Source organism: Arenibacter flavimaris, from assembly GCF_030291335.1.
In the GTDB taxonomy this organism is placed as follows: domain Bacteria; phylum Bacteroidota; class Bacteroidia; order Flavobacteriales; family Flavobacteriaceae; genus Arenibacter.
This window is the reverse complement of the sequence record NZ_JASWIM010000035.1, coordinates 42,485-63,491: the sequence shown is the minus strand read 5'-3', so window position 1 is coordinate 63,491 and position 21,007 is coordinate 42,485. Positions and strand designations below refer to the sequence as shown.

19 protein-coding genes and 1 tRNA gene are annotated in these 21,007 nt (G+C 39.7%); 9 read left to right on the top strand and 11 right to left on the bottom strand.

What is annotated here, in order from left to right; genetic code table 11:
* Positions 1-9 precede the first annotated feature (9 nt).
* Entirely contained in the window at positions 10-126 is a 117-nt protein-coding gene (locus tag QSE00_RS25265) for a group II intron maturase-specific domain-containing protein (protein WP_353477488.1), read from the top strand.
* A 383-nt stretch (positions 127-509) separates the two neighbouring features.
* Here QSE00_RS25265 and QSE00_RS20725 read toward each other — a convergent pair whose 3' ends face one another.
* The 4 genes from QSE00_RS20725 to QSE00_RS20710 all read right to left on the bottom strand — a co-directional run bounded on the left by QSE00_RS20725 (position 510) and on the right by QSE00_RS20710 (position 2,277).
* Positions 510-1,046, bottom strand: a complete 537-nt coding sequence (locus QSE00_RS20725; RefSeq protein WP_286107336.1) for an NADPH-dependent FMN reductase — start codon at positions 1,044-1,046, stop codon at positions 510-512.
* A 152-nt stretch (positions 1,047-1,198) separates the two neighbouring features.
* Complete coding sequence (locus QSE00_RS20720; protein WP_286107335.1) at positions 1,199-1,396, bottom strand: hypothetical protein; 198 nt, start codon at positions 1,394-1,396, stop codon at positions 1,199-1,201.
* Positions 1,397-1,406: 10 nt separating this feature from the next.
* Positions 1,407-1,856 (bottom strand): JAB domain-containing protein, encoded by a 450-nt coding sequence (locus QSE00_RS20715; protein ID WP_286107334.1) that lies wholly within the window; start codon positions 1,854-1,856, stop codon positions 1,407-1,409.
* 76 nt (positions 1,857-1,932) lie between these two features.
* Positions 1,933-2,277: a single-stranded DNA-binding protein gene (locus tag QSE00_RS20710; RefSeq protein WP_286107333.1), complete on the bottom strand. Its 345-nt coding sequence runs from the start codon at positions 2,275-2,277 to the stop codon at positions 1,933-1,935.
* A 392-nt stretch (positions 2,278-2,669) separates the two neighbouring features.
* Here QSE00_RS20710 and QSE00_RS20705 point away from each other — a divergent pair, with 392 nt between their 5' ends.
* Positions 2,670-2,858, top strand: coding sequence for a hypothetical protein (locus QSE00_RS20705; protein WP_286107332.1), 189 nt, complete (start codon positions 2,670-2,672; stop codon positions 2,856-2,858).
* Between the two features lie 225 nt (positions 2,859-3,083).
* Positions 3,084-4,556 (top strand): Fic family protein, encoded by a 1,473-nt coding sequence (locus tag QSE00_RS20700; protein WP_286107331.1) that lies wholly within the window; start codon positions 3,084-3,086, stop codon positions 4,554-4,556.
* A 475-nt stretch (positions 4,557-5,031) separates the two neighbouring features.
* Here the strand turns inward: QSE00_RS20700 and QSE00_RS20695 are convergent.
* Positions 5,032-5,104, bottom strand: a tRNA-Met gene (locus QSE00_RS20695).
* Between the two features lie 376 nt (positions 5,105-5,480).
* On the opposite strand from QSE00_RS20695, the gene QSE00_RS20690 reads away from it, so the two are divergent.
* From QSE00_RS20690 to QSE00_RS20680, 3 genes are all read left to right on the top strand, one after another.
* Positions 5,481-6,962, top strand: a complete 1,482-nt coding sequence (locus QSE00_RS20690; RefSeq protein WP_286107330.1) for a Na+/H+ antiporter NhaC family protein — start codon at positions 5,481-5,483, stop codon at positions 6,960-6,962.
* A gap of 48 nt (positions 6,963-7,010) precedes the next feature.
* Positions 7,011-7,895, top strand: coding sequence for a GTPase Era (gene era / locus QSE00_RS20685; RefSeq protein ID WP_110358317.1), 885 nt, complete (start codon positions 7,011-7,013; stop codon positions 7,893-7,895).
* Positions 7,896-8,047: 152 nt separating this feature from the next.
* Positions 8,048-9,571, top strand: a complete 1,524-nt coding sequence (locus QSE00_RS20680; RefSeq protein WP_286107329.1) for a choice-of-anchor I family protein — start codon at positions 8,048-8,050, stop codon at positions 9,569-9,571.
* A 261-nt stretch (positions 9,572-9,832) separates the two neighbouring features.
* Here the strand turns inward: QSE00_RS20680 and QSE00_RS20675 are convergent, their stop codons facing one another.
* A complete protein-coding gene (locus QSE00_RS20675; protein WP_353477487.1) occupies positions 9,833-10,351 on the bottom strand; it encodes a GTP-binding protein in 519 nt (172 codons plus the stop codon).
* 85 nt (positions 10,352-10,436) lie between these two features.
* Here QSE00_RS20675 and der point away from each other — a divergent pair, with 85 nt between their 5' ends.
* Together der and QSE00_RS20665 are read left to right on the top strand one after the other, a co-directional pair.
* Entirely contained in the window at positions 10,437-11,741 is a 1,305-nt protein-coding gene (gene der / locus QSE00_RS20670; protein WP_110358320.1) for a ribosome biogenesis GTPase Der, read from the top strand.
* A 132-nt stretch (positions 11,742-11,873) separates the two neighbouring features.
* Positions 11,874-14,636, top strand: coding sequence for an outer membrane beta-barrel protein (locus QSE00_RS20665; protein WP_286107327.1), 2,763 nt, complete (start codon positions 11,874-11,876; stop codon positions 14,634-14,636).
* 457 nt (positions 14,637-15,093) lie between these two features.
* On the opposite strand, the gene QSE00_RS20660 is transcribed toward QSE00_RS20665, so the two are convergent.
* The 5 genes from QSE00_RS20660 to QSE00_RS20640 are packed head-to-tail and all read right to left on the bottom strand — an operon-like array spanning position 15,094 to position 18,252.
* The gene (locus QSE00_RS20660; RefSeq protein ID WP_110358322.1) at positions 15,094-15,900 is read right to left on the bottom strand and encodes a TPM domain-containing protein; all 807 of its coding nucleotides are present in this window, start codon (positions 15,898-15,900) and stop codon (positions 15,094-15,096) included.
* Positions 15,881-16,318, bottom strand: a complete 438-nt coding sequence (locus tag QSE00_RS20655; RefSeq protein WP_110358323.1) for a TPM domain-containing protein — start codon at positions 16,316-16,318, stop codon at positions 15,881-15,883. Before QSE00_RS20655 ends, QSE00_RS20660 begins: the two co-directional genes overlap by 20 nt.
* 6 nt (positions 16,319-16,324) lie before the next feature.
* Positions 16,325-16,924, bottom strand: coding sequence for a LemA family protein (locus QSE00_RS20650; RefSeq protein WP_110358324.1), 600 nt, complete (start codon positions 16,922-16,924; stop codon positions 16,325-16,327).
* A gap of 21 nt (positions 16,925-16,945) precedes the next feature.
* On the bottom strand, positions 16,946-17,275 hold the full coding sequence (locus QSE00_RS20645; protein ID WP_031445282.1) for a MerR family transcriptional regulator: 330 nt from the start codon (positions 17,273-17,275) through the stop codon (positions 16,946-16,948).
* Positions 17,275-18,252, bottom strand: coding sequence for a M23 family metallopeptidase (locus QSE00_RS20640; RefSeq protein ID WP_286107325.1), 978 nt, complete (start codon positions 18,250-18,252; stop codon positions 17,275-17,277). Before QSE00_RS20640 ends, QSE00_RS20645 begins: the two co-directional genes overlap by 1 nt.
* Before the next feature lie 104 nt (positions 18,253-18,356).
* Here QSE00_RS20640 and alaS point away from each other — a divergent pair, with 104 nt between their 5' ends.
* Positions 18,357-20,993, top strand: coding sequence for an alanine--tRNA ligase (gene alaS / locus QSE00_RS20635; RefSeq protein WP_286107324.1), 2,637 nt, complete (start codon positions 18,357-18,359; stop codon positions 20,991-20,993).
* Positions 20,994-21,007 lie beyond the last annotated feature (14 nt).

Here is a 21,007-nt window from a genome sequence, read left to right as displayed (position 1 = left end):
AGACCGAAGATAAGGGGATGGGTCAATTACTATGGAAAATTCCGATTGTCGGATATGAGGAAGCTCTTTAGGATATTGCATATTCGTTTGGTCAAGTGGATACGCAATAAATACCGTCGTTTTTAAACGTAAAGAGTGGGTCTATGCTTATCGATACTTACAGAAGGTATCCAGATGTTACCCCAATCTTTTCTATCATTGGCAATATCCCGTGTTAAGACCATAATTGCAGTCTTGGTTTAAGAAGAGCCGTATGATGGGAGACTATCACGTACGGTTCTGTGAGAGGTTTAGGGGTGAAATTCCCCTTTACCTACTCGACACTCCTTTTCGTCCCGCCCAGCGGGACAAAATTCCGTACAATTTGGCTCAAAGCCAATTGCCAGTTTAAGGGAAATAATTTCCTGTTATGTTATTTTTTCGATGGGTACGGTTATCGGCGAAAGTAAAAAATGGATAACCCTACATAAATTTGAATGCTGAATTTCAGCGAAATAAAGATACAAAAATTAAATCATTGACTTCAAAAATGATGACAATAAATGGTCAATTTCTTGTAACATATTTTTATCTGTAATTGAACCGTCTAGATTGACTTTCCCTTTGGCACCTTGAATAAGTAGTCTTGATTCAAGTGGAATTTTAGCTTCTATGGTTTCGAGTATCAAACCCAAAGATTCGAATGCCTTTTCCCCAGATGCCGAGGCAACAATTATCGCAACGGGTTTGTTGGCAAATAATCTTGTAGAAACGTTCCATTCAATAGCGTTTTTCAAACTTCCGGGAAGGCTGAAAATATACTCAGGCGTACAAAATAGAATACCATCGGATTTTTCAATTTTTTCCCTGAATTGAAAGACTTCCTTTGGAAGATGATCATCATCTAATTCAGTATTAAAATGAGGCAACTTATCTACGCCATCGTAAATTTCGATATCCAAAATATCACTAAATTTTTTAGCTATAAATTCTAGAATTTTGTGATTTGTAGCGTTCTTTCTTGTGCTTCCCGAAATTGCTAGAATTTTCTTTTTATTGATTGACATTAAATAACATTTGAATAGCAATTTGCAATTTAAAATTCATCTTTTTGAATAATTCCAATTGATAATGATTATTGGAGGATAGTCATTAAATGCGTAATACGTAAACTGACACCTCTAAAAACTTAAAGGTGTCAGTTTACTATTTTTGAAAATTAGATATTGAATACAAATTTATAAGAATACAAATTTCGCAATGCTTCTTCGGCTATCGTTGTTTCAAAACAGGTGTGATTTTCCCTTACGTATTTGCGGATAGCATCCCCAAATTTTCGTTCCACGTCTTTTTTGGAATTTTCCAAAAGTCGGTTTTGAGCCTCTTCGCTCAAGTCGGTAAAATTGAGATATACCATAGCTTTGAATTTAAAGGATTCCGTTATCCGCAAAACTGTAATAATCGCCATCAGGGGAAAGTATCAAATGGTCTAAAACTTTGATATCAAACAACTCCCCAGCCTTTTTGATTTTCTCGGTCAGGTTCTTGTCCGCTTCACTGGGTTTTAAAGTTCCACTCGGATGGTTGTGCAGTAAAATAACTGCCGTGGTCAAGCTCTTTAACAGTACGGCAAACAGAATACGGACATCCACTAAAGTTCCTGTAATTCCTCCGTTGGAGGCTTCGTATATCCCTTTTACCTTATTGGCATTGTTGAGCAACATTATTTTAAAGGTTTCGTGCAGTTCAATTGTTTCTTTGTTCCATTGGCTGTAGGCTATATCGGCAGCACTTTGGGAACAGGTTACTTTGGGAAGCAAATTTGCCTTGGTGCTTCCGCTGTAACTTATGGCTATTTCATTAACTTTGCTTTTCATTATTAGCTTATTAAAAGGGTTAATAATTAAAAGAGGGCGCTACTTTCGATGGGAACGCCCTCTTAAATTTTTAGGATTACTTATCATTTTTATTTCCGAGCAAAAGAACTTCCTTTGCTTCGACTTCGGTTACATAGCGTTGATTGCCATTATCGGTGGTATAGGTTCGGGTTCTCAATTTTCCCGTGATGGCTATTTCCTTTCCCTTACCTACATAATTTTCGACAATCTCGGCAGTCTTGCCCCAAGCTACAACGGTGTGCCAATCTGTAGTTTGTGTTTTTTCGCCTTTGGAATCTTTGTAATACTCGTTTGTGGCGATTGAAAAGCGGGCTACTTTCTTTCCGCTTTCAAGGTTGGTAATGGTTGGTTCCTGTCCAACGTTTCCGATTAACTGTACGTGATTTTTTAAAGTACTCATAATAAAATATTTAAGGATTAATAATGCTGTCAGAACCATTCAGACAGTTTGCGTTTGTATTTTTTTGAATTGATTTACTTATTATATCTTGAGCGTTTTCCTTTTTTGTTTTTTTTTGGTGCCGCTTCCTTTTTGATGTTTTTGTACGATTTCATAAGATTCATTTTAGATTTACTTCCCATAGGCCCTCGCTGTTACCTTTTTTTGTTGCTGATACATTTTCAATATTTGGAATTGATAAGGACTTATAAAAGGGAGGCACGACCGGTTATGCAGTCCGTTCAACTTCCAAATGTTGGTATTTTGCTGGCTAAAAAAGGGAGGGACAGTGAGGGTGCGGGAGTAGGCCTAAAGGCTTTTGTGAAGTACCAATACATAGGAAGCGGCACCAAATGATTAAATGGAATTCCGATGGAGCGGACTTCGTTCACGATTTCGGATTGGGAATGGAGTGTTCCTTTCCAGAGTATCGGAAAGGGTTAACGATGGAAAGTAGAAATTGGGGATGGTGTCCAAGACTTTTTCAGGGAAGCTCTTTGCCCGGAATGCAGCTTTACGCGAAATGGAGGGGGATGTGCTGAGTGAACTCCATAAAGGAGTATCCGTTTTGGACAAATTATGCTTTATAATGGAAAATATTTAGCTACAATGTAATCATAATGGAAAATATTTGTTTAAAATAATATAAAGACCTTCTTAATGGAAAATATTTTCATCGCTCTTTTGCTTTTATATTGGAAATGTTTTGTAAAAAACCACATCATAATGGAAAATATTTGTAATTTTAGCTCCTTAATTTAATTATAATGGAAAATAGTTTACCCATACACCTTCAAGAAATTATTTTTTCTTCGAGCGATTCCAATATAAGCAGGCAAATTTCGGTATTAGAAAACGAAGGAAAAATCAGAAAAATTGCATCCCGTATATATACCTCAAACTTTACGGATAGTGATGAAGATATTGTTAAAAGGAATCTTTTTACCATTCTCGGAAAACTATACCCGGGATCATTATTAAGCCATAGATCTGCTATTGAATTCAAACCTACTTCAAAAGGGCATATATTCATAACCTATACCTATACCAAAAAAGTAAGTTTACCAGGGATAACTATACGGTTTCTTCAAGGAGAAGGCCCCATTGAAGGAGATACAATTTTTTCGGGGGAATTGTATGTTTCCCAAAGAGAAAGGGCTTTTCTTGAAAATTTGCAAGTTTCCAGAAGACCAGGGCCAGAATCCAAAACACTGACCCTGCCTGAAATAGAAGAAAAACTGGAACAAATTGTTAGAGTAAACGGGGAAGATGCTTTAAATGAGGTCAGGGATAAATCTAGGGTCATAGCAGAAAAGTTGATGATGCAAAAGGAATTTGAAAAACTGGACAGGCTGATAAGTGCTTTATTGACCACCCATACTTCAAAAATATTGACTTCCCCAGTAGCAATGGCCAGGGCATTTGGAACCCCATTTGATCCTGCAAGAATCAAGTTGTTCGAAATCTTATTTTTAGCATTGCACCAACGTGAGTTTAAAAGCTATCCCGATGCAAACCTAGAACCATCTGCATTTAAAAACTTTGCTTTTTTTGAGGCCTATTTTTCCAATTATATTGAAGGAACGGTATTTGAACTCGAAGAGGCAAAAGACATTATAAGTACAGAAAAGCCTTTACCCAATAGAAATGAGGATTCCCACGATATATTGGGCACTTATAAATTAGTAAGTAATGAAAAGGAAATGAAAACCCTTCCTACATCAGCAGAAGAGCTTTTAAAAATTTTGGAATACCGACATCAAGTTCTTTTAGGAGCTAGATTGGACAAAAAACCAGGAAAGTTTAAGGACAAGAACAATAGAGCAGGAAATACACATTTTGTAGATTATACAATGGTTCGGGGGACTTTATTAAAGGGCTTTGAATATTACAATGTTTTAAATGATCCTTTTGCCAAAGCGGCCTATATTATGTTTATGGTCAGTGAAATCCATCCATTTTTGGATGGCAACGGAAGGATAGCAAGGGTAATGATGAATGCAGAACTTGTAAAAGCAGGACAGGCCAGAATTATGATTCCCACCGTTTACAGGGATGATTACTTAGGGGCTTTAAGACGATTGACCAGACAATCAGATCCTGAAGTATATATTAGAATGTTGCAAAGAGCACAGCTCTTTTGTAGTACCCTAACAGCGAATTCTATAGATGTTATGGAGAACCAACTGGAAAGAAGCAATGCTTTTAAAGAACACGACGAAGCCCGGTTAGTATTCTGACCAAATAGATTATGGACTTTAATCACTTCAATAAGTTTATGCTACTTTATACTTTTTGACAGAGTGACAAAATCAAAAGATTGCCAAAAATGTAAAAAAGTGGTAAATATTTGAAATAGCAGATATTCACGTCAGTATAAATCAGGCTGTGATTTCTTAAAAATATTTCTTTAACAACAAATTAATTTGTCCCAAAAAAAGCGTGTTTTTGGGACAAAAATTAACTTTAAAGATTTCTCCAATATAAAGTAAGTAGCCAAGAATGATTAATATCCCATCTAATATTTATTCAAAAAACATTTTGTGCTTTCTATTAAACGAATAAATTTTATGATTTTAATGACATTTAAAGGAAAATGAAATCAATTAAGGTCAGATAAAATGATTGGATAAAAAAACCAAAAATGTTGTACCTATGTTGTACCCAAGACATAAAAAAAGGCCTCACATTTCTGTGAAGCCTTGTGTTTACTAGTAGCGGGAACTGGACTCGAACCAGTGACCTTCGGGTTATGAGCCCGACGAGCTACCTACTGCTCTATCCCGCGATGTATGTTCAATGTACCTTAATGGTACTGTCATTTTATTTTTTTTTCAGTCAGAGTAGGTACCCTGTCCTGAGCGTAGTCGAAGGATGCTGCTTGGTTCCTGAGCGAAGCCGAAGGACTATCCCGCGATGTGCGTTTCCTAAACATTCAACTTGGCTCTAAACCCTCAGTTCATAATGCTGACTGAAATATTTCGGACTGCAAAGATACATGCTTTTTATGATTTCCCAAATCTATTTTAGATTAAATATTAAAATTGAGCCTAATTTTTTATCTATCATTTAAAAATGCACAGTTGTAGTCCTCCTTGTCTAAAATCTTTCTATTTTGTATCGATTTTAATTAAATCCGTCACCTTTAATTCGCCCGATTATTTATGGATAACTATGGTTTTCTCTCAATCCTGCCACCTATCATTGCTATCGTATTGGCACTCAGAACCAAACAAGTTTATGTAGCCCTGCTTTTTGGAATATGGTTTTCATGGGTCATCATTAATGACTGGAATTTTCTTACCGGTACGCTAGCGGCCATAGAGGGATTGGTAAATGTTTTTAAATCCCCGGGAAATACAAGGACCATAATGTTCAGTGCATTGGTAGGGGCACTGCTGCTGTTCATTCAATACTCCAAAGGGGTGGAGGGATTTATAAACCAGATCAATAGGGTAATCCTCTATTTTGAGAAAAAGCAGAGTGGATATAGTAGGGTAGTGGTGCAGCTTATGGCGTTACTTACCGGAATTTTACTCTTTGTGGAGACAAGTATTAGTTCCTTGACAGTTGGGACCCTTTACCGACCCGTTTTTGATAAGCTTAAAATTCCGAGGGAAAAACTCGCCTATATTGCCGATTCCAGTTCCGCCCCTTCCTCCATTTTAATTCCCTTTAATGCATGGGGGGCTTTTATAATGGGGTTACTGCTTACGCAGGGAATAGAGAATCCGTTTGGGACCATGCTTGCTTCCATAGCCTATAATTTTTACCCTATTCTCGCCATAGTGATTGTTTTCGTGGTAATTATCGGCAAAAAGGATATAGGACCTATGGGCAAGGCCGAAAAACGCACCAGGGAAACAGGGAAATTGTTAAGTGATACTGCCAAACCCATGCTGTCCAGTGAGATAACCTCTTTTGAATCCAAGGCAGGAATCAAGGCCAAGGCGTATAATATGGTCGTGCCCTTGGCGACTATGGTATTTATGATGCCAATTAATTTGGCCTATACGGGTTGGGGTGCCGTGGAGGACGCCTCTTCATTTTCGGACCATCTTTTTAAGGCCATAGGCAATGGGTCTGGTTCATCATCCGTGCTATATGCAGTACTAACGGCAATTTTAGTTGCCATGGTAATGTATAGAGCGCAAAAAATTATGAAAACCAAAGAAATGATCGACCTGACCCTGAAGGGAATTAGCGAACTGATGCCACTAGCTTTGTTGATGTTATTGGCCTTTGCAATAGGAGACGCATGTAATACCTTGGGTACCGGGCAATTTATAGCAAATTGGTCCAAGGACTGGTTGTCGCCTGCTTTTTTACCGGCTGTTATTTTTGTGATCAGCTCCCTTATAGCGTTTTCAACTGGGACTTCCTGGGGAACCTTTGCCATTATGATGGCGATCTCCATGCCCATGGCCGAAATCCATGGAGCACCACTGCCTTTAATTGTGGCCGCTACCTTAGGGGGTGGGGTTTTTGGAGACCACTGTTCCCCTATTTCGGACACCTCCATTATTTCATCCATGGCCTCTGCCAGTGATCACATAGACCATATAAATACACAGTTGCCCTATGCCCTGATCGGCGGTTTGGTAACAGTGCTTCTTTATGTAATTTTAGGCCTAATCATGATTTAGATGGTAGGATTCCACTACCTTTGCAACTATTAAAGTTAAAAAGGAAAGATGTCGCATAAAGCTGGTTTTGTAAATATTATAGGAAATCCCAATGTGGGGAAGTCCACACTTATGAATGCCTTTGTTGGGGAAAAGTTATCCATAATTACTTCCAAGGCACAAACAACCCGGCACCGAATTTTGGGAATTGTCAATGGGGACGATTTTCAAGTGGTACTTTCCGATACCCCGGGAATCATCAAACCGGCCTATGAATTGCAATCGTCTATGATGGACTTTGTGAAATCGGCCTTTGAAGATGCCGATGTATTGCTTTATATGGTTGAAATTGGTGAAAAGGCCTTAAAGGACGAGCGCTTTTTTGAAAAACTAAAAAATACCAAAATCCCTGTTTTGCTTTTATTGAACAAGATTGACGTGTCCGAGCAGAATATTTTGGAAGAGCAGGTTCAATATTGGCACGAACAATTACCGACCGCTGAAATACATCCCATATCCGCCTTGCAGAATTTTAATGTGAAGGAAGTCTTTCTACGGATATTGGAATTGTTGCCGGAAGCCCCGCCATATTATCCAAAGGACCAATTAACGGACAAGCCGGAGCGATTTTTTGTAAACGAAACCATCAGGGAAAAAATCCTTCAATTCTACAAAAAGGAAATCCCATATTCAGTGGAGATCGATACCGAGGAATTCTTTGAAGACGAGGACATTATCCGAATGCGATCCGTTATCATGGTGGAACGCGATTCCCAAAAAGGGATTATTATTGGCCACAAGGGAAGTGCCCTAAAAAGGGTAGGGGTGGAAGCCCGTAAGGATTTGGAAAAATTCTTCGATAAACAGGTGCATTTGGAACTCTATGTAAAAGTAAACAAGAATTGGAGAAGCGATCCCAATCAGTTGAAGCGCTTTGGCTACAATCAGGGTTAGTATTTTAAAAGTTCGTTTTTAGGGAGGTAAATGTTTCTTAGTTTTCTTTGCCCACCCCATTTAGGCTAGATCCTTAACAATTAGTTATTATTTATTTTACGCTTAGCTTATAGCCGGTTTACATCTTTGGTTTTAATAAATAACCAAAGAAAATGAAGAAAACACTTTTAGCACTTTTCGTAGGTGGAATGCTATTCACCTCTTGTATCAAAGATCATATTGGCCATGGTGGCGGTAATGACGACGTAGATGTATCAACCCTTACATTCGCCAAAATAGGTGGGTTCTCCAATGGAACAGGAGAGGAAGGTTTTGCTGAAATCAGTGCCTTTGATCCCAAGACCAACAAATTGTTTATCGTAAATCCGGTCCAGTCCGAAGTTTCGGTTTGGGATATTTCATCTCCTTCCTCCTCAGTAAAATTAAGCTCAATTTCATTGGCGGGAACTCCAAATAGTGTTGCTGTTCACGACGGACTTTTGGTTGTAGCTGTAGAAAATGCCAATAAACAAATGAATGGTACAGTACAGACTTATGATACCGAGACCCAAGCCTTGGTAAATACATATAATGTAGGTGCATTGCCAGACATGGTTGCTTTTAGTCCTGATGGAAAATATATAATTTCTGCCAATGAAGGGGAACCAAATGCTGATTATTCGGTAGATCCAGAGGGGTCCATTTCTGTAGTGGACGTTCAAAAAAATGAGGTTAATACTATGTTTTTTACTTCCTATAGTGCGGCTTCAATAGGGAACGATTTTAGGGTTTTTGGTCCATCGGCAAGTATTGCCCAGGATGTGGAACCGGAATATGTGGCAGTTTCGGACGATAGTAAGTTTGCCTATGTAACGCTTCAGGAAAATAATGGTATTGCCGTGGTCGATTTAAAGAATAAGGCCATTGCCAATGTTTTTGGTCTAGGTGTAAAGGATTATTCTTTTGGGGCAAATATGATGGACGCCAGCAATAAGGATGATGTGGTAGGGAACTTTCGGAATTGGCCAGTGCTTGGTTTTTATATGCCGGATGCCATTACTTTTGCCAAGCTAGATGGCATGGATTATATTATTACGGCCAATGAAGGGGATTCTAGGGATTACAATGGATATTCCGAAGAGGAAAGGGTAGAAGATGTAATCTTGGATCCGTTAGCTTTCCCTAATGCCGCTGATCTACAAATGGAGGAAAATTTGGGAAGGTTAAAAATTACCACGGCAAATGGTGATATCGATGGCGATGGAGACTTTGATAAAATATATGCCTACGGAGGAAGGTCTTTTACAATCTGGTCTACTTCTGGGACTTTGGTATATGACAGTGCCGATGAAATTGGAAGAAGGACTTTAGAGCTTAACCCATCTTATTTTAATGCCGATGAGGGTGAAGCCGATGGACGAAGTGATGATAAAGGTGCCGAGCCAGAATCTGTAACCACTTTGAAGGTGGGCAGTTCTACTTTGTTATTTGTTGGTTTGGAGCGTACAGGTGGTGTTTTGGTGTATGATATTACCAATCCCAATAGTCCAGAATACGTAAATTGGCTTTTTGATTCCTCGGATATTGCTCCCGAAGGTCTGGTGACTATTTCAGAGGAAAATAGCCCAACAGGAAATGCCTTGGTAATTATCACCAATGAAGTTTCCAACACCGTAGCGATTTACGAAATAAAATAGATTGTAATTTGTTTTGTAAGTATTCCCCGGGTATCTGCCCTGTATACTCGGGGATTATTTTTTGTATTAGTCACTTCGACAGAGTCTATTTTTTGGACGACTAGAAGTCGCACATTTTAGGCCGGACCCATTGGTGTGTTTTGGTAACTCTAGGTATTTATTTGGATGAATAACATTCTCCGATTATTGCTTGGTGGCTGAACGGAGCCGAAGCCGCATTCAATAGTTTTTCTTTCTGACCCTATTCGATTTCGACTACGCTCAATCTCCGCTAAGACCATGAAACTTTAAACTTTCAACCTTGGCATGCCGTAACATAAACTCATGCAATTGATGCATTTGGGGCTTACCCTTTCTTTTTCCTATCCTACCAAATACATAAAGAACAATCCATACAATGACCATTAAGGCCATTAATCCGATCTGCAGGTCCGTTTCTTTACCCAGCGCATTATTGGAATAGGCCCATACCCCAAAAATAATGAACAATGTGGCCACTCCGAAATGCACGAACATAAAAAATGTCCATAAGGTAGGGTTGGGACCAAACAATCCGTAGATAGTGCTGCCGCCTTCTTCCCGGTCCACCACTTCTATCTGCAGTTGGGGCGACCAAAAATGGGATTCTGCCTTATTGAATTTTATAAAAACATGATGATCGGAAATCTTTACGACAAAAGGAGGAGTGTCCTCATTTTGGAATAATTGCAATATGGATTTCGCAGGACCTTTTAGATTAATTTGGAATCTTGGTCTTAGGATAATTTCGTTGGGTAACACTTTCAAACTAGATGGCTGATAATTAGGATAAAAGATACTGTTTTTTCTTCGGATATAAATAGTACTTTTGCATCAAATTAAAAGTATGAGTGCTATTGTAGCCATTGTAGGAAGACCTAATGTAGGCAAATCAACCTTTTTTAATCGATTGATTCAAAGAAGAGAGGCCATTGTTGATGCCGTAAGTGGGGTTACACGAGATCGTCATTATGGTAAGAGTGATTGGAACGGAGTAGAGTTTTCTTTGATCGATACCGGTGGATATGTGTTGGGGAGCGATGACGTTTTTGAAAAGGAAATAGATAAGCAAGTAGAATTGGCCATCGATGAGGCAGACGCCATTATCTTTATGGTAGACGTGGAATCTGGGGTTACCGGAATGGATGAGGATGTAGCCAATTTGTTAAGGCGCGTAAATAAGCCCGTTTTCTTGGTGGTCAATAAAGTAGACAACGGAAAAAGAGCCGAGGATGCCGTTGAGTTCTATTCTTTGGGTCTAGGGGAGTATTATACCATTGCCAGTATAAACGGTAGTGGTACGGGCGACTTACTGGACGATTTGGTGAAGGTGTTGCCGGAAAAGGAAAAAGAGAAGGACGACTTGCCTCGTTTTGCCGTGGTTGGAAGACCCAATGCAGGAAAATCATCCTTTATCAATGCCCTGATTGGGGAAGAGCGATATATAGTGACCGATATTGCGGGTACTACTAGAGATAGTATAGATACCAAATACAACCGGTTTGGGTTCGAATTTAATTTGGTAGATACGGCCGGAATCCGTCGTAAGGCCAAGGTCCGGGAAGATCTGGAGTTCTATTCCGTAATGCGTTCTGTAAGGGCCATAGAACATTCGGACGTTTGTATTCTTATGTTGGATGCTACCCGAGGTTTCGACGGACAAGTGGAAAATATTTTCTGGTTGGCTCAGCGCAACAACAAGGGAATAGTGATCCTGGTTAATAAATGGGATTTGGTTGAGGATAAGGAAACCAACACCATTAAGCAATATACCCAAAAAATAAAGGAGGCCATAGCTCCTTTTACAGATGTGCCCATTCTTTTTGTATCCGTCCTGACCAAACAGCGTATCTATAAGGCTATTGAAACAGCAGTTCAAGTCTATGAAAATAGGCAAAAAAAGGTTGTTACCAGAAAACTGAACGATATCATGTTGCCCATTATAGAAAATTATCCTCCACCGGCCTATAAGGATAAGTATGTTAAAATAAAGTTCTGTACTCAATTGCCAACCCCCTATCCACAGTTCGCTTTTTTCTGTAATCTTCCACAATATGTAAGGGATCCCTACAAGCGATTTCTGGAGAATAAGCTAAGGGAGAATTTTGATTTTACCGGGGTACCGGTAACGGTATTTATGAGAAAGAAATAGGGATCTGCACTGGTATTGAGGTATTTCTAAAAGTGAGGTCTTAAAGTTCTGTTAACCATTTGGGTCGTAGTAGGGCAAGGGTTATTTTTGGGGGCTTACCATACTACCAAGAATCCAAGACAGAATTACCAAATGAAGAAATTTCACCTTTCTATCCTATTTTCCATTCTATTTTTTAGCCATTCTTTTTCCCAGGATTTCGTGTTGAGCGGGAAGATTGTCGATGCCATTACCAAGGCTCCATTGGAAGCATGCACAATTTATGCGGAATCATTAAAGGATAGTTCCTTGGTAACCTATACCGTATCCGATCAAAAAGGGTTGTTTGAACTGGAAGGGGATACCAATCTCAAGGAGTTAAACGTATACTTCTCCTATAATGGGTACAAGCCACATAGTTTAAAAGTGAAACTGGAAGCCCAAGTAGATTTGGGGAGTGTGCCATTGGAGGAGCAAGCACAGGAATTGGATGCTGTTCTTGTTGTGGGCGATAGGGTTCCCATCACCATAAAAAAGGACACCTTGGAATTTAATGCTGATTCCTTTAAAACGAAACCAGATGCCTCTGTAGAGGATGTGCTGAAAAAGTTGCCTGGGGTAGAGATGGATAGCGATGGGAAGATTACCGTAAATGGTAAGGAGGTAAATCAGGTGCTGGTAAATGGTCAGGTTTTTTTTAGTAACGACCCTAAAGTAGCCACCAAAAGTTTGCCCAAAGATATAATAAGCAAGATTCAAATTACCGATACCAAAACCAAAACCGAGGAATTTACGGGGGAAGCTGGCGATGGGGAAAACAAAACCATAAATCTTACCATAAAAGAAGATAAGAACAAGGGCTATTTGGGAAGAATGGCAGCGGGCTATGGCACTGATGATCGATATCAGCTAAACGGACTGCTCAATTATTTTAGTGATAAGAAAAGGATAAGTTTTATAGCAAGCTCCAATAACATTAACAATTCAGGTTTTTCCTTTGATGAGATTTACGACATGGTGGGGAATACCGATGGGGGATATTCTGGGGCACGGGAATCTGGGCTGATCAATAATTTTGGCAATGGAATTACTACTTCATCAAATCTTGGAACTAGCTATGCCAATTCCGAAAAGGGGGAATATAAAATCGATGCCAATTACTTTTTTGGATACAGCGATTCCTATAATGACCAGAAGACAAGTAGGGAAAACATCTTGCCCGATAGTAGATATTTTACGGACAACATATCCAATTTTGAGGGTTCTACCAATTCCAATCGGGGAGCGGCCAACATAGATTATGATGTTGATGAAACGCTTCGGGTGACGGTTCAGCCCTCCTTGAGCGTTAACAGGACCAACTCTGTCAACAGTAATAATCGGGTTTCCACGGATCAAAATGGAGATTTGATCAATAGAAATGATAGGGTATCGGTCAATGACGGTGTTCAAAGTAGTTTTTCCAATCGTATTGGAATTATGAAAAAGCTGGATACCATTGGTAAAATGATAAGTATTTCCTTTTCCAATGACAATTCTGAAAATTTGAATACGTCCAACTTAAATTCGTACCGAGAGATATTTGGGGATGATCCAAGTATAGAAACCCTGGATCAGCTTTCGGAAATAGACAATAAAAGAAATTCCTATGAATTGGAGCTGGATTATAGACAACCGTTGACCAGTAAACTGTTCTTGGATTTTGGTTATGAATATAAAAATGATCAAAGGGACAATGCCAAACAGGTAATGGATTTCGACACTGCAACCAATGGATATACCGATTTTAACATGGCTTTGAGTTCGGATTTTACCTTTGGAAATATACAACAGTCCCCTTCTTTTGGAATACGCAGTAATGGGGAAAAGTTGAATTTCAGAGTCAATGCCACCTATGTGATGACGGATTTAAAGAATCAAGATTTTCTTCAGAACACCACTTTTTCAAATTCATATAAGAATCTGATGTTCAGGACCAATATTAGATATAATCTGGGCAAGAACGAGCGCTTGTACCTAAGGTACAATTCCAGGCTCAATGTGCCATCGGTCAATCAATTGCAACCGGTACCCAATATTAATGATCCACTGAACGTGGTAATAGGTAACCCCAATTTACTGCCCAGTGTTAATCATGGTATAGATTTTAATTACAACAATTATAATTGGAAGGAACGAACTGGGATTTTTCTGTATTCAGGATTCGATATTCAAAAGGATAGGGTGTCCGCTATTTCCACCACCGATGACAATTATTTAAGAACTACACGCTATACCAATGTAGATGGAAACTATAGTGGGTACGGAGGTGTAGGGTATTCCAAACAAATTAAGAAAGACAGTCTATATACCATTAAATTTAACGTTAGACCAAGGTTAAATTTTGGGCGACAAGTAAGTTTTACCAATGGGGTGGAATTAAAAGCGAAATCCTTTGATGTAAGTCCGTATGTTTCAACTACCTACAATTATAAGGAACAGATAGAGATTGAACCAGGGTATGGAATAGGTTTTAACAATACTACCTATAATTTGGAAAGTGTAGACGATATTAAATTTACATCCCAAAATGCCAGTCTAAGGGTTACAACCTATTGGCCCAAGAATTTAATATGGGGCAATGATTTAAAATACAGCTACAATGGCAATGTGGGTCCAGGATATAAGAAGGATGCCCTTTTTTGGAATATGAGTCTCGGTCTTCAAATGCTACAGGATAAAGGCACCCTTAAAGTCTTGGCCTATGATTTGTTGGATCAAAATATAAATACCCGAAGAACTACAGGGGAGGATTTTATTCAGGATTTTCAAGGTACCGTACTGCAACAGTATTTTATGGCCAGCTTTACCTATAAGTTTGATCAGTTTGGAGGTAAAAGGCCAAATAGTGGAGGGGGAAGACGTTATTACAATTAATCCTCTAGGATGTATAAGTTGTTTTTGGTTTGAATGCCTGTACATTTTCATTTCCAAATCCTCAAATCCTCAAATTAACACATTGATACATTGATACATTATCAAGTGAACCCCTATTGTATTCTTTTCAATAATACTTGATTATCTTTTTTTTTCTTGCGATCGCTGTTACTGGTTTGAAGGGTTTAAGGTTTGAATGCCTATACATTTCCAAATCCTCAAATCCTTAAATTAACAAATTAACACATTAATACATTGATACATTATCAAGAGAACCCTTATTGTATTCTTTTCAATAATACTTGATTATTTTTTTTTCTTGCGATCGCTGTTACCGGTTTGAAGGGTTTAAGGTTTGAATGTCAATACATTTTCATTTCCAAATCCTCAAATCCTCAAATTAACAAATTGATACATTGTTACATTAAGCAATTGGTACATTTTCACATTAAAACCATCACCAACCTCCTGAGGAACCACCGCCACCAAAGCCTCCGCCGCCGAAGCCTCCTCCGAAACCGCCGCCGCCAAAACTGCCTCCACCGCCAAATCCTCCACCCGAAGATCCGGATCTGTAACCGCCCCGGCCCATATTGCTGAGCACAATTATATCCCAAAGGTCCATGCCCTTATGGTTGCCTCCCTTACCGCCACCCCCTCTTTTCCCTTTGTTGGAAAGTATAATCAGGATAACTATAAAAATGATGAAAGGAAGTACGGTCTGAAATGGAAATCCAGGATTTTCGTCGAAACTGCGCTCTTCCTTGAACTCTCCATTCAGCACATTAAAAATAGCATCAGCTCCCTTATTGAGTCCGGCGTAATAATTCCCCTGTTTGAATTCTGGGATGATTACTGTTTCTATAATACGTTTGGAAAGGGCATCTGTTAATGTGGGCTCTATTCCATATCCTGTGTTGATGGCAATTTTTCGATCGTCCCTGGCCAATAAGATCAAAATACCGTTGTCTTCCTTGGCCTGTCCTATACCCCAGGCATGTCCCCAGTTAGCACCTAGAAAATTGATATTTTCCCCTTGGGTAGAAGGGATAATGGCTAAAACGATCTGGGTGGAAGTACTATCTGCATATCGGATCAATTTTTGCTCCAAACTGGTTTTTTGTTCGGCAGAAAGTAAATTTATATAATCGTAAACACTTGTTTGTTCCTGAAGTTTTGGTTTTTCAGGAATTTTAAATTGGGCAACAGTTATGGAGAAGCTGCATAATACCAGGAATAAGAGACTACCCTTTAGATACTTCATTGCTTAATTCGTTGGTGTTATTGTGTCGCCAAGGAAAGTGGGTTTGCAGTTCTTTGCCGGCCATGAGTATTCCTTCTATGATCCCTTGTTTAAAATTCCCTTTTTTAAAATGATTTTCCAGTATCGTTTTGGTGTTGTCCCAAAAATTATCGGGGACCACCCTGTTTATGCCTTTATCGCCATAAATAACAAATTTCTTGTCATGAACGGCAATGTAGATCAACACCCCATTTTCTTCTTTGGTATTGTCCATTTTTAAATAGTGGAATACTTCTTGGGCACGTTCAAAATGGGGTTTCTTGGTCATGGGTTCAATGTGCACCCTAATTTCCCCCGAAGTGTTTTTTTCGGCCTCTACAATAGCATTCACTATTTCCAATTCCTCCTTGGCCGTCAAAAAATCTTCTACTTTGGACATGGTACTTTAGTTGAATTCAAAATTTACGTCTGGAGCTTGCTCCGCACCGGCTTCCGATTTAAAGTAAGCCAATTCATCAAAATTAAATAGGCCTGCCAATACGGAATTTGGAAAAGTTTTAATGTGATTGTTATAGGGCAGGACGCTTTCGTTAAATCGATTTCGCTCTATGTTTATTCTGTTTTCAGTGCCTTCCAACTGGGATTGCAGTTCAAGGAAATTTTGATTGGCTTTCAGGTCAGGATAACGCTCTACGGTGACCAAAAGACTTTTCAGGGCACCGCTAAGTCCACCCTGTACCTCATTGAATTTTGCAAGTTGCTCTGGGGTAATGTTGGTGGGGTCTATACTGACAGAAGTGGCCTTGGCCCTAGCTTCTATAACGGCTGTAAGAGTACCTTTTTCAAAGTCGGCAGCACCTTGTACCGTCTTGACGAGATTGCCTATAAGATCGTTTCGCCTTTGATAGGCGCTCTCTACATTGGCCCAGGTCTGGGTAGATGTTTCCTTGAGTTTAACAGCTGTATTGTTAAAGCCTACGGCCCATTGGTACAAGCCTATTCCCAAAACGGCAAGAATAATAACCGGAATTAACCATTTTTTCATGATCAGTGTGTTTAGTGTTATTTATAGTTGGTTCTTTATTTTAATTAGTTCAGCCTTAACTTTTTCCAATTTTTGAATCACATCAAAGGTAGACAAGGTCTTTAATTTATCTTCCTTTAGATGGGTTTTGGCACCTTCCAGGGTAAAACCGCGTTCCTTTACCAAATGGTATATCAACTGAAGGTTTTTAATGTCCTGGGGTGTGAATTTTCTATTGCCCTTAGCATTTTTTTTAGGCTTGAGCACGTCAAACTCCTTTTCCCAAAAACGGATAAGTGAGGTGTTCACATCAAAGGCATCGGCCACTTCACCAATACCATAATATCGTTTTTCCGGAAGATCTATATGCATTAATCCAGGGATTGATTTTCTTGGGTTGCGTATTTCAACATATTTTCAAATTCTTCCGCGGTTAAACTGCCGTAATAGAAGTTGATCGGGTTAATACGTTGGTCGTCTTTCCAGACCTCATAATGCAGGTGTGGGGCTTCGGATCTTCCGGTACTTCCCACAAATCCGATGAGGTCACCTCTTTTTACCTTTTGACGGGCTTTAACGTTGTACTGACTTAAATGGCCATAAAGACTCATATAACCATAGCCATGATCTATTCTTATGTGTTTTCCATAACCCGAGGCATTGTTGTCCGCTCTGGTAACGGTTCCGTCGCCAGAAGCATATATAGGAGTTCCCTTAGGAGAGGTAAAATCCATACCCCAATGCATTTTTCTAGCCTTGGTAAATGGGTCGGAACGCCAACCATAACCAGATGCCATACGCGTTAGGTCCTCATTTTTTATGGGCTGTATGGCAGGGATGGCCGCCAATAATTTTTCTTTTTCCTCCGCCAACTTGGTAATCTCGTCCAGGGATTTGGATTGAATCACCATTTGTTTTTGGATGATGTCCAGCCTTTTGGTAGTGGCGATGATCATTTCGGAATTGTTGAAGCCTTCCAGGGATTTGTACCTGTTTACCCCACCAAATCCAGCTCTTCGCTGTTCTTCAGGTATAGGGTTGGCCTCAAAATACAATCTGTAGATATTGTTGTCCCGGTCTTCGATATTGGCCAGAACATTTTCTATCTGCTCCATTTTTTTGCCCAACAATTCAAACTGAAGTTCGTAATTCTTGACTTCTCGTGCCAAGGAAAGTTCGCGCGGGGTGTTTACCAAATTGGTGTTTAAAAGTAATATGAGTCCTAAAAATCCAAATAGAAATGACCCTAGAAAAAATAGAGCAATATTTCTAAATCTTCTGGACTTTTTGGGTTCTATCTTACGGTAAGATAGGGTGTCCGGGTCGTAATAATATTTTACCTTAGACATGTATCTAATTTATCCTATTTTTGTGGTCTTGTTTATAGATAACTTACAATTTTGCAAAATGTTTTCTAACAACCGTTAAATATATAAAAAGCTTACCAATTTACATGAAATCCCAAGAAATTAGAGCCAAGTTTTTAGAATTTTTTAAGGAAAAAAGCCATAAAATTGTTCCTTCTGCACCTATGGTCATCAAGGATGATCCAACTTTAATGTTCACCAATGCGGGCATGAATCAATTTAAGGAGTTTTTCCTTGGAAACTCTGTACCTAAGTACAATCGCGTGGCCGATACCCAAAAATGCCTTAGGGTAAGTGGTAAGCACAATGACTTGGAAGAGGTTGGAAAGGATACCTATCACCATACTATGTTCGAAATGTTGGGGAACTGGAGTTTTGGCGACCCTGCCCGGCCGGCAAGTGGATATTTTAAGACCGAGGCCATTGCTTGGGCATGGGAGTTTTTGACCGAGGTTTGCAAAATTGATAAAAATAGTCTTTACGTAACGGTTTTTGAAGGAAGTAAGGATGCCGATAAACTTGATCAGGATACGGAAGCCTTGGAGCTTTGGGGTAAAATAGTGCCAAAGGAAAGGATTCTATTTGGTAACAAGAAGGACAATTTCTGGGAAATGGGAGACCAAGGGCCATGCGGACCTTGTTCGGAAATACATGTGGATATCCGTTCTGCCGAGGAAAAGGCTAAAATATCCGGAGCAGTTCTTGTCAATCAAGATCACCCGCAAGTAGTGGAGATATGGAACTTGGTTTTTATGCAGTACAATAGGAAGGCCAACGGACAATTGGAAGCCTTACCCGCCAGACATGTGGATACAGGAATGGGCTTTGAGCGTTTGTGCATGGTAATGCAGGGAGTGCAATCCAATTACGATACGGATGTGTTTACGCCCATCATCAGGGAGATAGAGACCATCACCAATTCCAAATATGGTAAGGATGAAGAAATTAATATTGCCATAAGGGTAATTGCCGATCATATTAGGGCGGTTTCCTTTTCCATTGCAGACGGACAGTTGCCCAGTAATACCGGCGCAGGCTATGTAATTAGGAGAATCTTAAGAAGGGCCATACGTTACGGATTTACCTTTTTGAACACCAAAGAACCATTTATGTTCCAATTGGTAAAGGTACTTTCGGATACCATGGGAAAATCCTTTCCCGAACTTAAGGATCAGCGCCAGTTAATAGAAAATGTGGTGAAGGAAGAGGAACATTCCTTTTTAAAGACGTTGGACCAAGGATTATTATTGTTGGACAATATTGTTGCCGAAAACAAAGACAAAAAAATAGACGGTAGAAAAGCGTTCGAGCTTTACGATACTTTCGGATTCCCCATAGATTTAACAGCCCTAATTTTAAGTGAAAGAGGCTATGATCTGGATGAAAAAGGTTTCGAAACGGCCATGAAGGAGCAAAAGGATCGTTCCAGATCGGCATCTGAAGTGTCCAAAGAGGATTGGGTTGTTCTTGCCGATGATCCGCAGCAGGAATTTGTGGGTTATGACCATTTGGAAACCACGGTAAAGATTGTAAAGTATAGAAAGGTAACATCCAAAAAGGAAGGAAAGCAGTATCAGATTGTGTTCAACCTAACCCCATTTTATCCCGAAGGAGGGGGACAGGTTGGGGACAAGGGGTATTTGGAAGCCCCCAATGGGGATGTGGTATATATCTTGGATACCAAAAAAGAAAATAATGAGATTGTTCATATTGCGAAAAATTTACCCAAGGACACTACGGATAAATTCAAGGCTGTAGTAGATGCAAAGCAGCGCAAAAGAACCGAATGTAACCATACAGCTACGCATTTATTGCACCAGGCCCTACGTGAAATTTTGGGGACACATGTGGAACAAAAAGGTTCGGCCGTGCATTCCAAATACCTGCGCTTCGATTTTTCCCATTTTGCCAAGCTTAGTACGGATGAATTGTCGGCAATAGAAAGTTTTGTGAATGCGCGTATTAGTAATGGACTTCCGCTGGAGGAACAGCGCAACGTGCCTATGGAAAAGGCCTTGGAGCAGGGGGCTATGGCCCTTTTCGGAGAAAAATATGGGGATGCGGTCAGAACCATTCGATTTGGGCAATCCATAGAACTATGCGGGGGTACCCACGTGCGGAATACGGCCGATATCTGGCATTTTAAGATTAGGTCGGAAGGCGCAGTTGCCGCGGGCATAAGAAGAATAGAAGCCATAACCTCGGATGCGGTAAAGGACTTCTATGCCGAAAGTAATAATACCCTGTTGGAAATTAAGGAGCTTTTGAACAATCCCCAGGAACCCGTAAAGGCGTTAAAGGCTTTGCAAGAGGAAAATTTAAGGTTGAAAAAAGAAGTGGAAATCCTCTTGAAGGACAAAGCCAAAAATTTGAAGGGCGATTTGCTCAATGCCCTTACAGAAGTAAACGGAATTCAATTCTTGGCCAAGAAGGTGGATTTGGATGCCTCGGGAATAAAGGATATCTCCTTTGAGATGGGTCAGAATAGAAAGGATCTATTTTTACTTTTCGCTGCGGAGAGCGCAGGAAAAGCACTTTTGTCCTGCTATATCTCCAAAGAACTGGTAGAAGAGAGGAAATTGAATGCCGGAACCATTGTGCGGGAGCTAGGAAAGTATATTCAAGGAGGCGGGGGCGGCCAACCGTTTTTTGCTACGGCCGGAGGTAAAAATCCAGCAGGAATTGAAGAGGTGCTCCAGAAAGCTAAGGCTTATATAGAATAAAACAGTAGTCAGAA

Coding starts and splice junctions, on each gene's coding strand:
- QSE00_RS20705 (WP_286107332.1), top strand. CDS start 2,670: ATGATTAAATGGAATTCCGATGGAGCGGACTTCGTTCACGATTTCGGA.
- QSE00_RS20660 (WP_110358322.1), bottom strand. CDS start 15,900: ATGAAGTATCTAAAGGGTAGTCTCTTATTCCTGGTATTATGCAGCTTC.
- alaS (WP_286107324.1), top strand. CDS start 18,357: ATGAAATCCCAAGAAATTAGAGCCAAGTTTTTAGAATTTTTTAAGGAA.
- QSE00_RS20700 (WP_286107331.1), top strand. CDS start 3,084: ATGGAAAATAGTTTACCCATACACCTTCAAGAAATTATTTTTTCTTCG.
- QSE00_RS20665 (WP_286107327.1), top strand. CDS start 11,874: ATGAAGAAATTTCACCTTTCTATCCTATTTTCCATTCTATTTTTTAGC.
- QSE00_RS20640 (WP_286107325.1), bottom strand. CDS start 18,252: ATGTCTAAGGTAAAATATTATTACGACCCGGACACCCTATCTTACCGT.
- QSE00_RS20725 (WP_286107336.1), bottom strand. CDS start 1,046: ATGTCAATCAATAAAAAGAAAATTCTAGCAATTTCGGGAAGCACAAGA.
- QSE00_RS20680 (WP_286107329.1), top strand. CDS start 8,048: ATGAAGAAAACACTTTTAGCACTTTTCGTAGGTGGAATGCTATTCACC.
- era (WP_110358317.1), top strand. CDS start 7,011: ATGTCGCATAAAGCTGGTTTTGTAAATATTATAGGAAATCCCAATGTG.
- QSE00_RS20655 (WP_110358323.1), bottom strand. CDS start 16,318: ATGTCCAAAGTAGAAGATTTTTTGACGGCCAAGGAGGAATTGGAAATA.
- QSE00_RS20690 (WP_286107330.1), top strand. CDS start 5,481: ATGGATAACTATGGTTTTCTCTCAATCCTGCCACCTATCATTGCTATC.
- QSE00_RS20710 (WP_286107333.1), bottom strand. CDS start 2,277: ATGAGTACTTTAAAAAATCACGTACAGTTAATCGGAAACGTTGGACAG.
- QSE00_RS20650 (WP_110358324.1), bottom strand. CDS start 16,924: ATGAAAAAATGGTTAATTCCGGTTATTATTCTTGCCGTTTTGGGAATA.
- QSE00_RS20645 (WP_031445282.1), bottom strand. CDS start 17,275: ATGCATATAGATCTTCCGGAAAAACGATATTATGGTATTGGTGAAGTG.
- der (WP_110358320.1), top strand. CDS start 10,437: ATGAGTGCTATTGTAGCCATTGTAGGAAGACCTAATGTAGGCAAATCA.
- QSE00_RS20715 (WP_286107334.1), bottom strand. CDS start 1,856: ATGAAAAGCAAAGTTAATGAAATAGCCATAAGTTACAGCGGAAGCACC.
- QSE00_RS20720 (WP_286107335.1), bottom strand. CDS start 1,396: ATGGTATATCTCAATTTTACCGACTTGAGCGAAGAGGCTCAAAACCGA.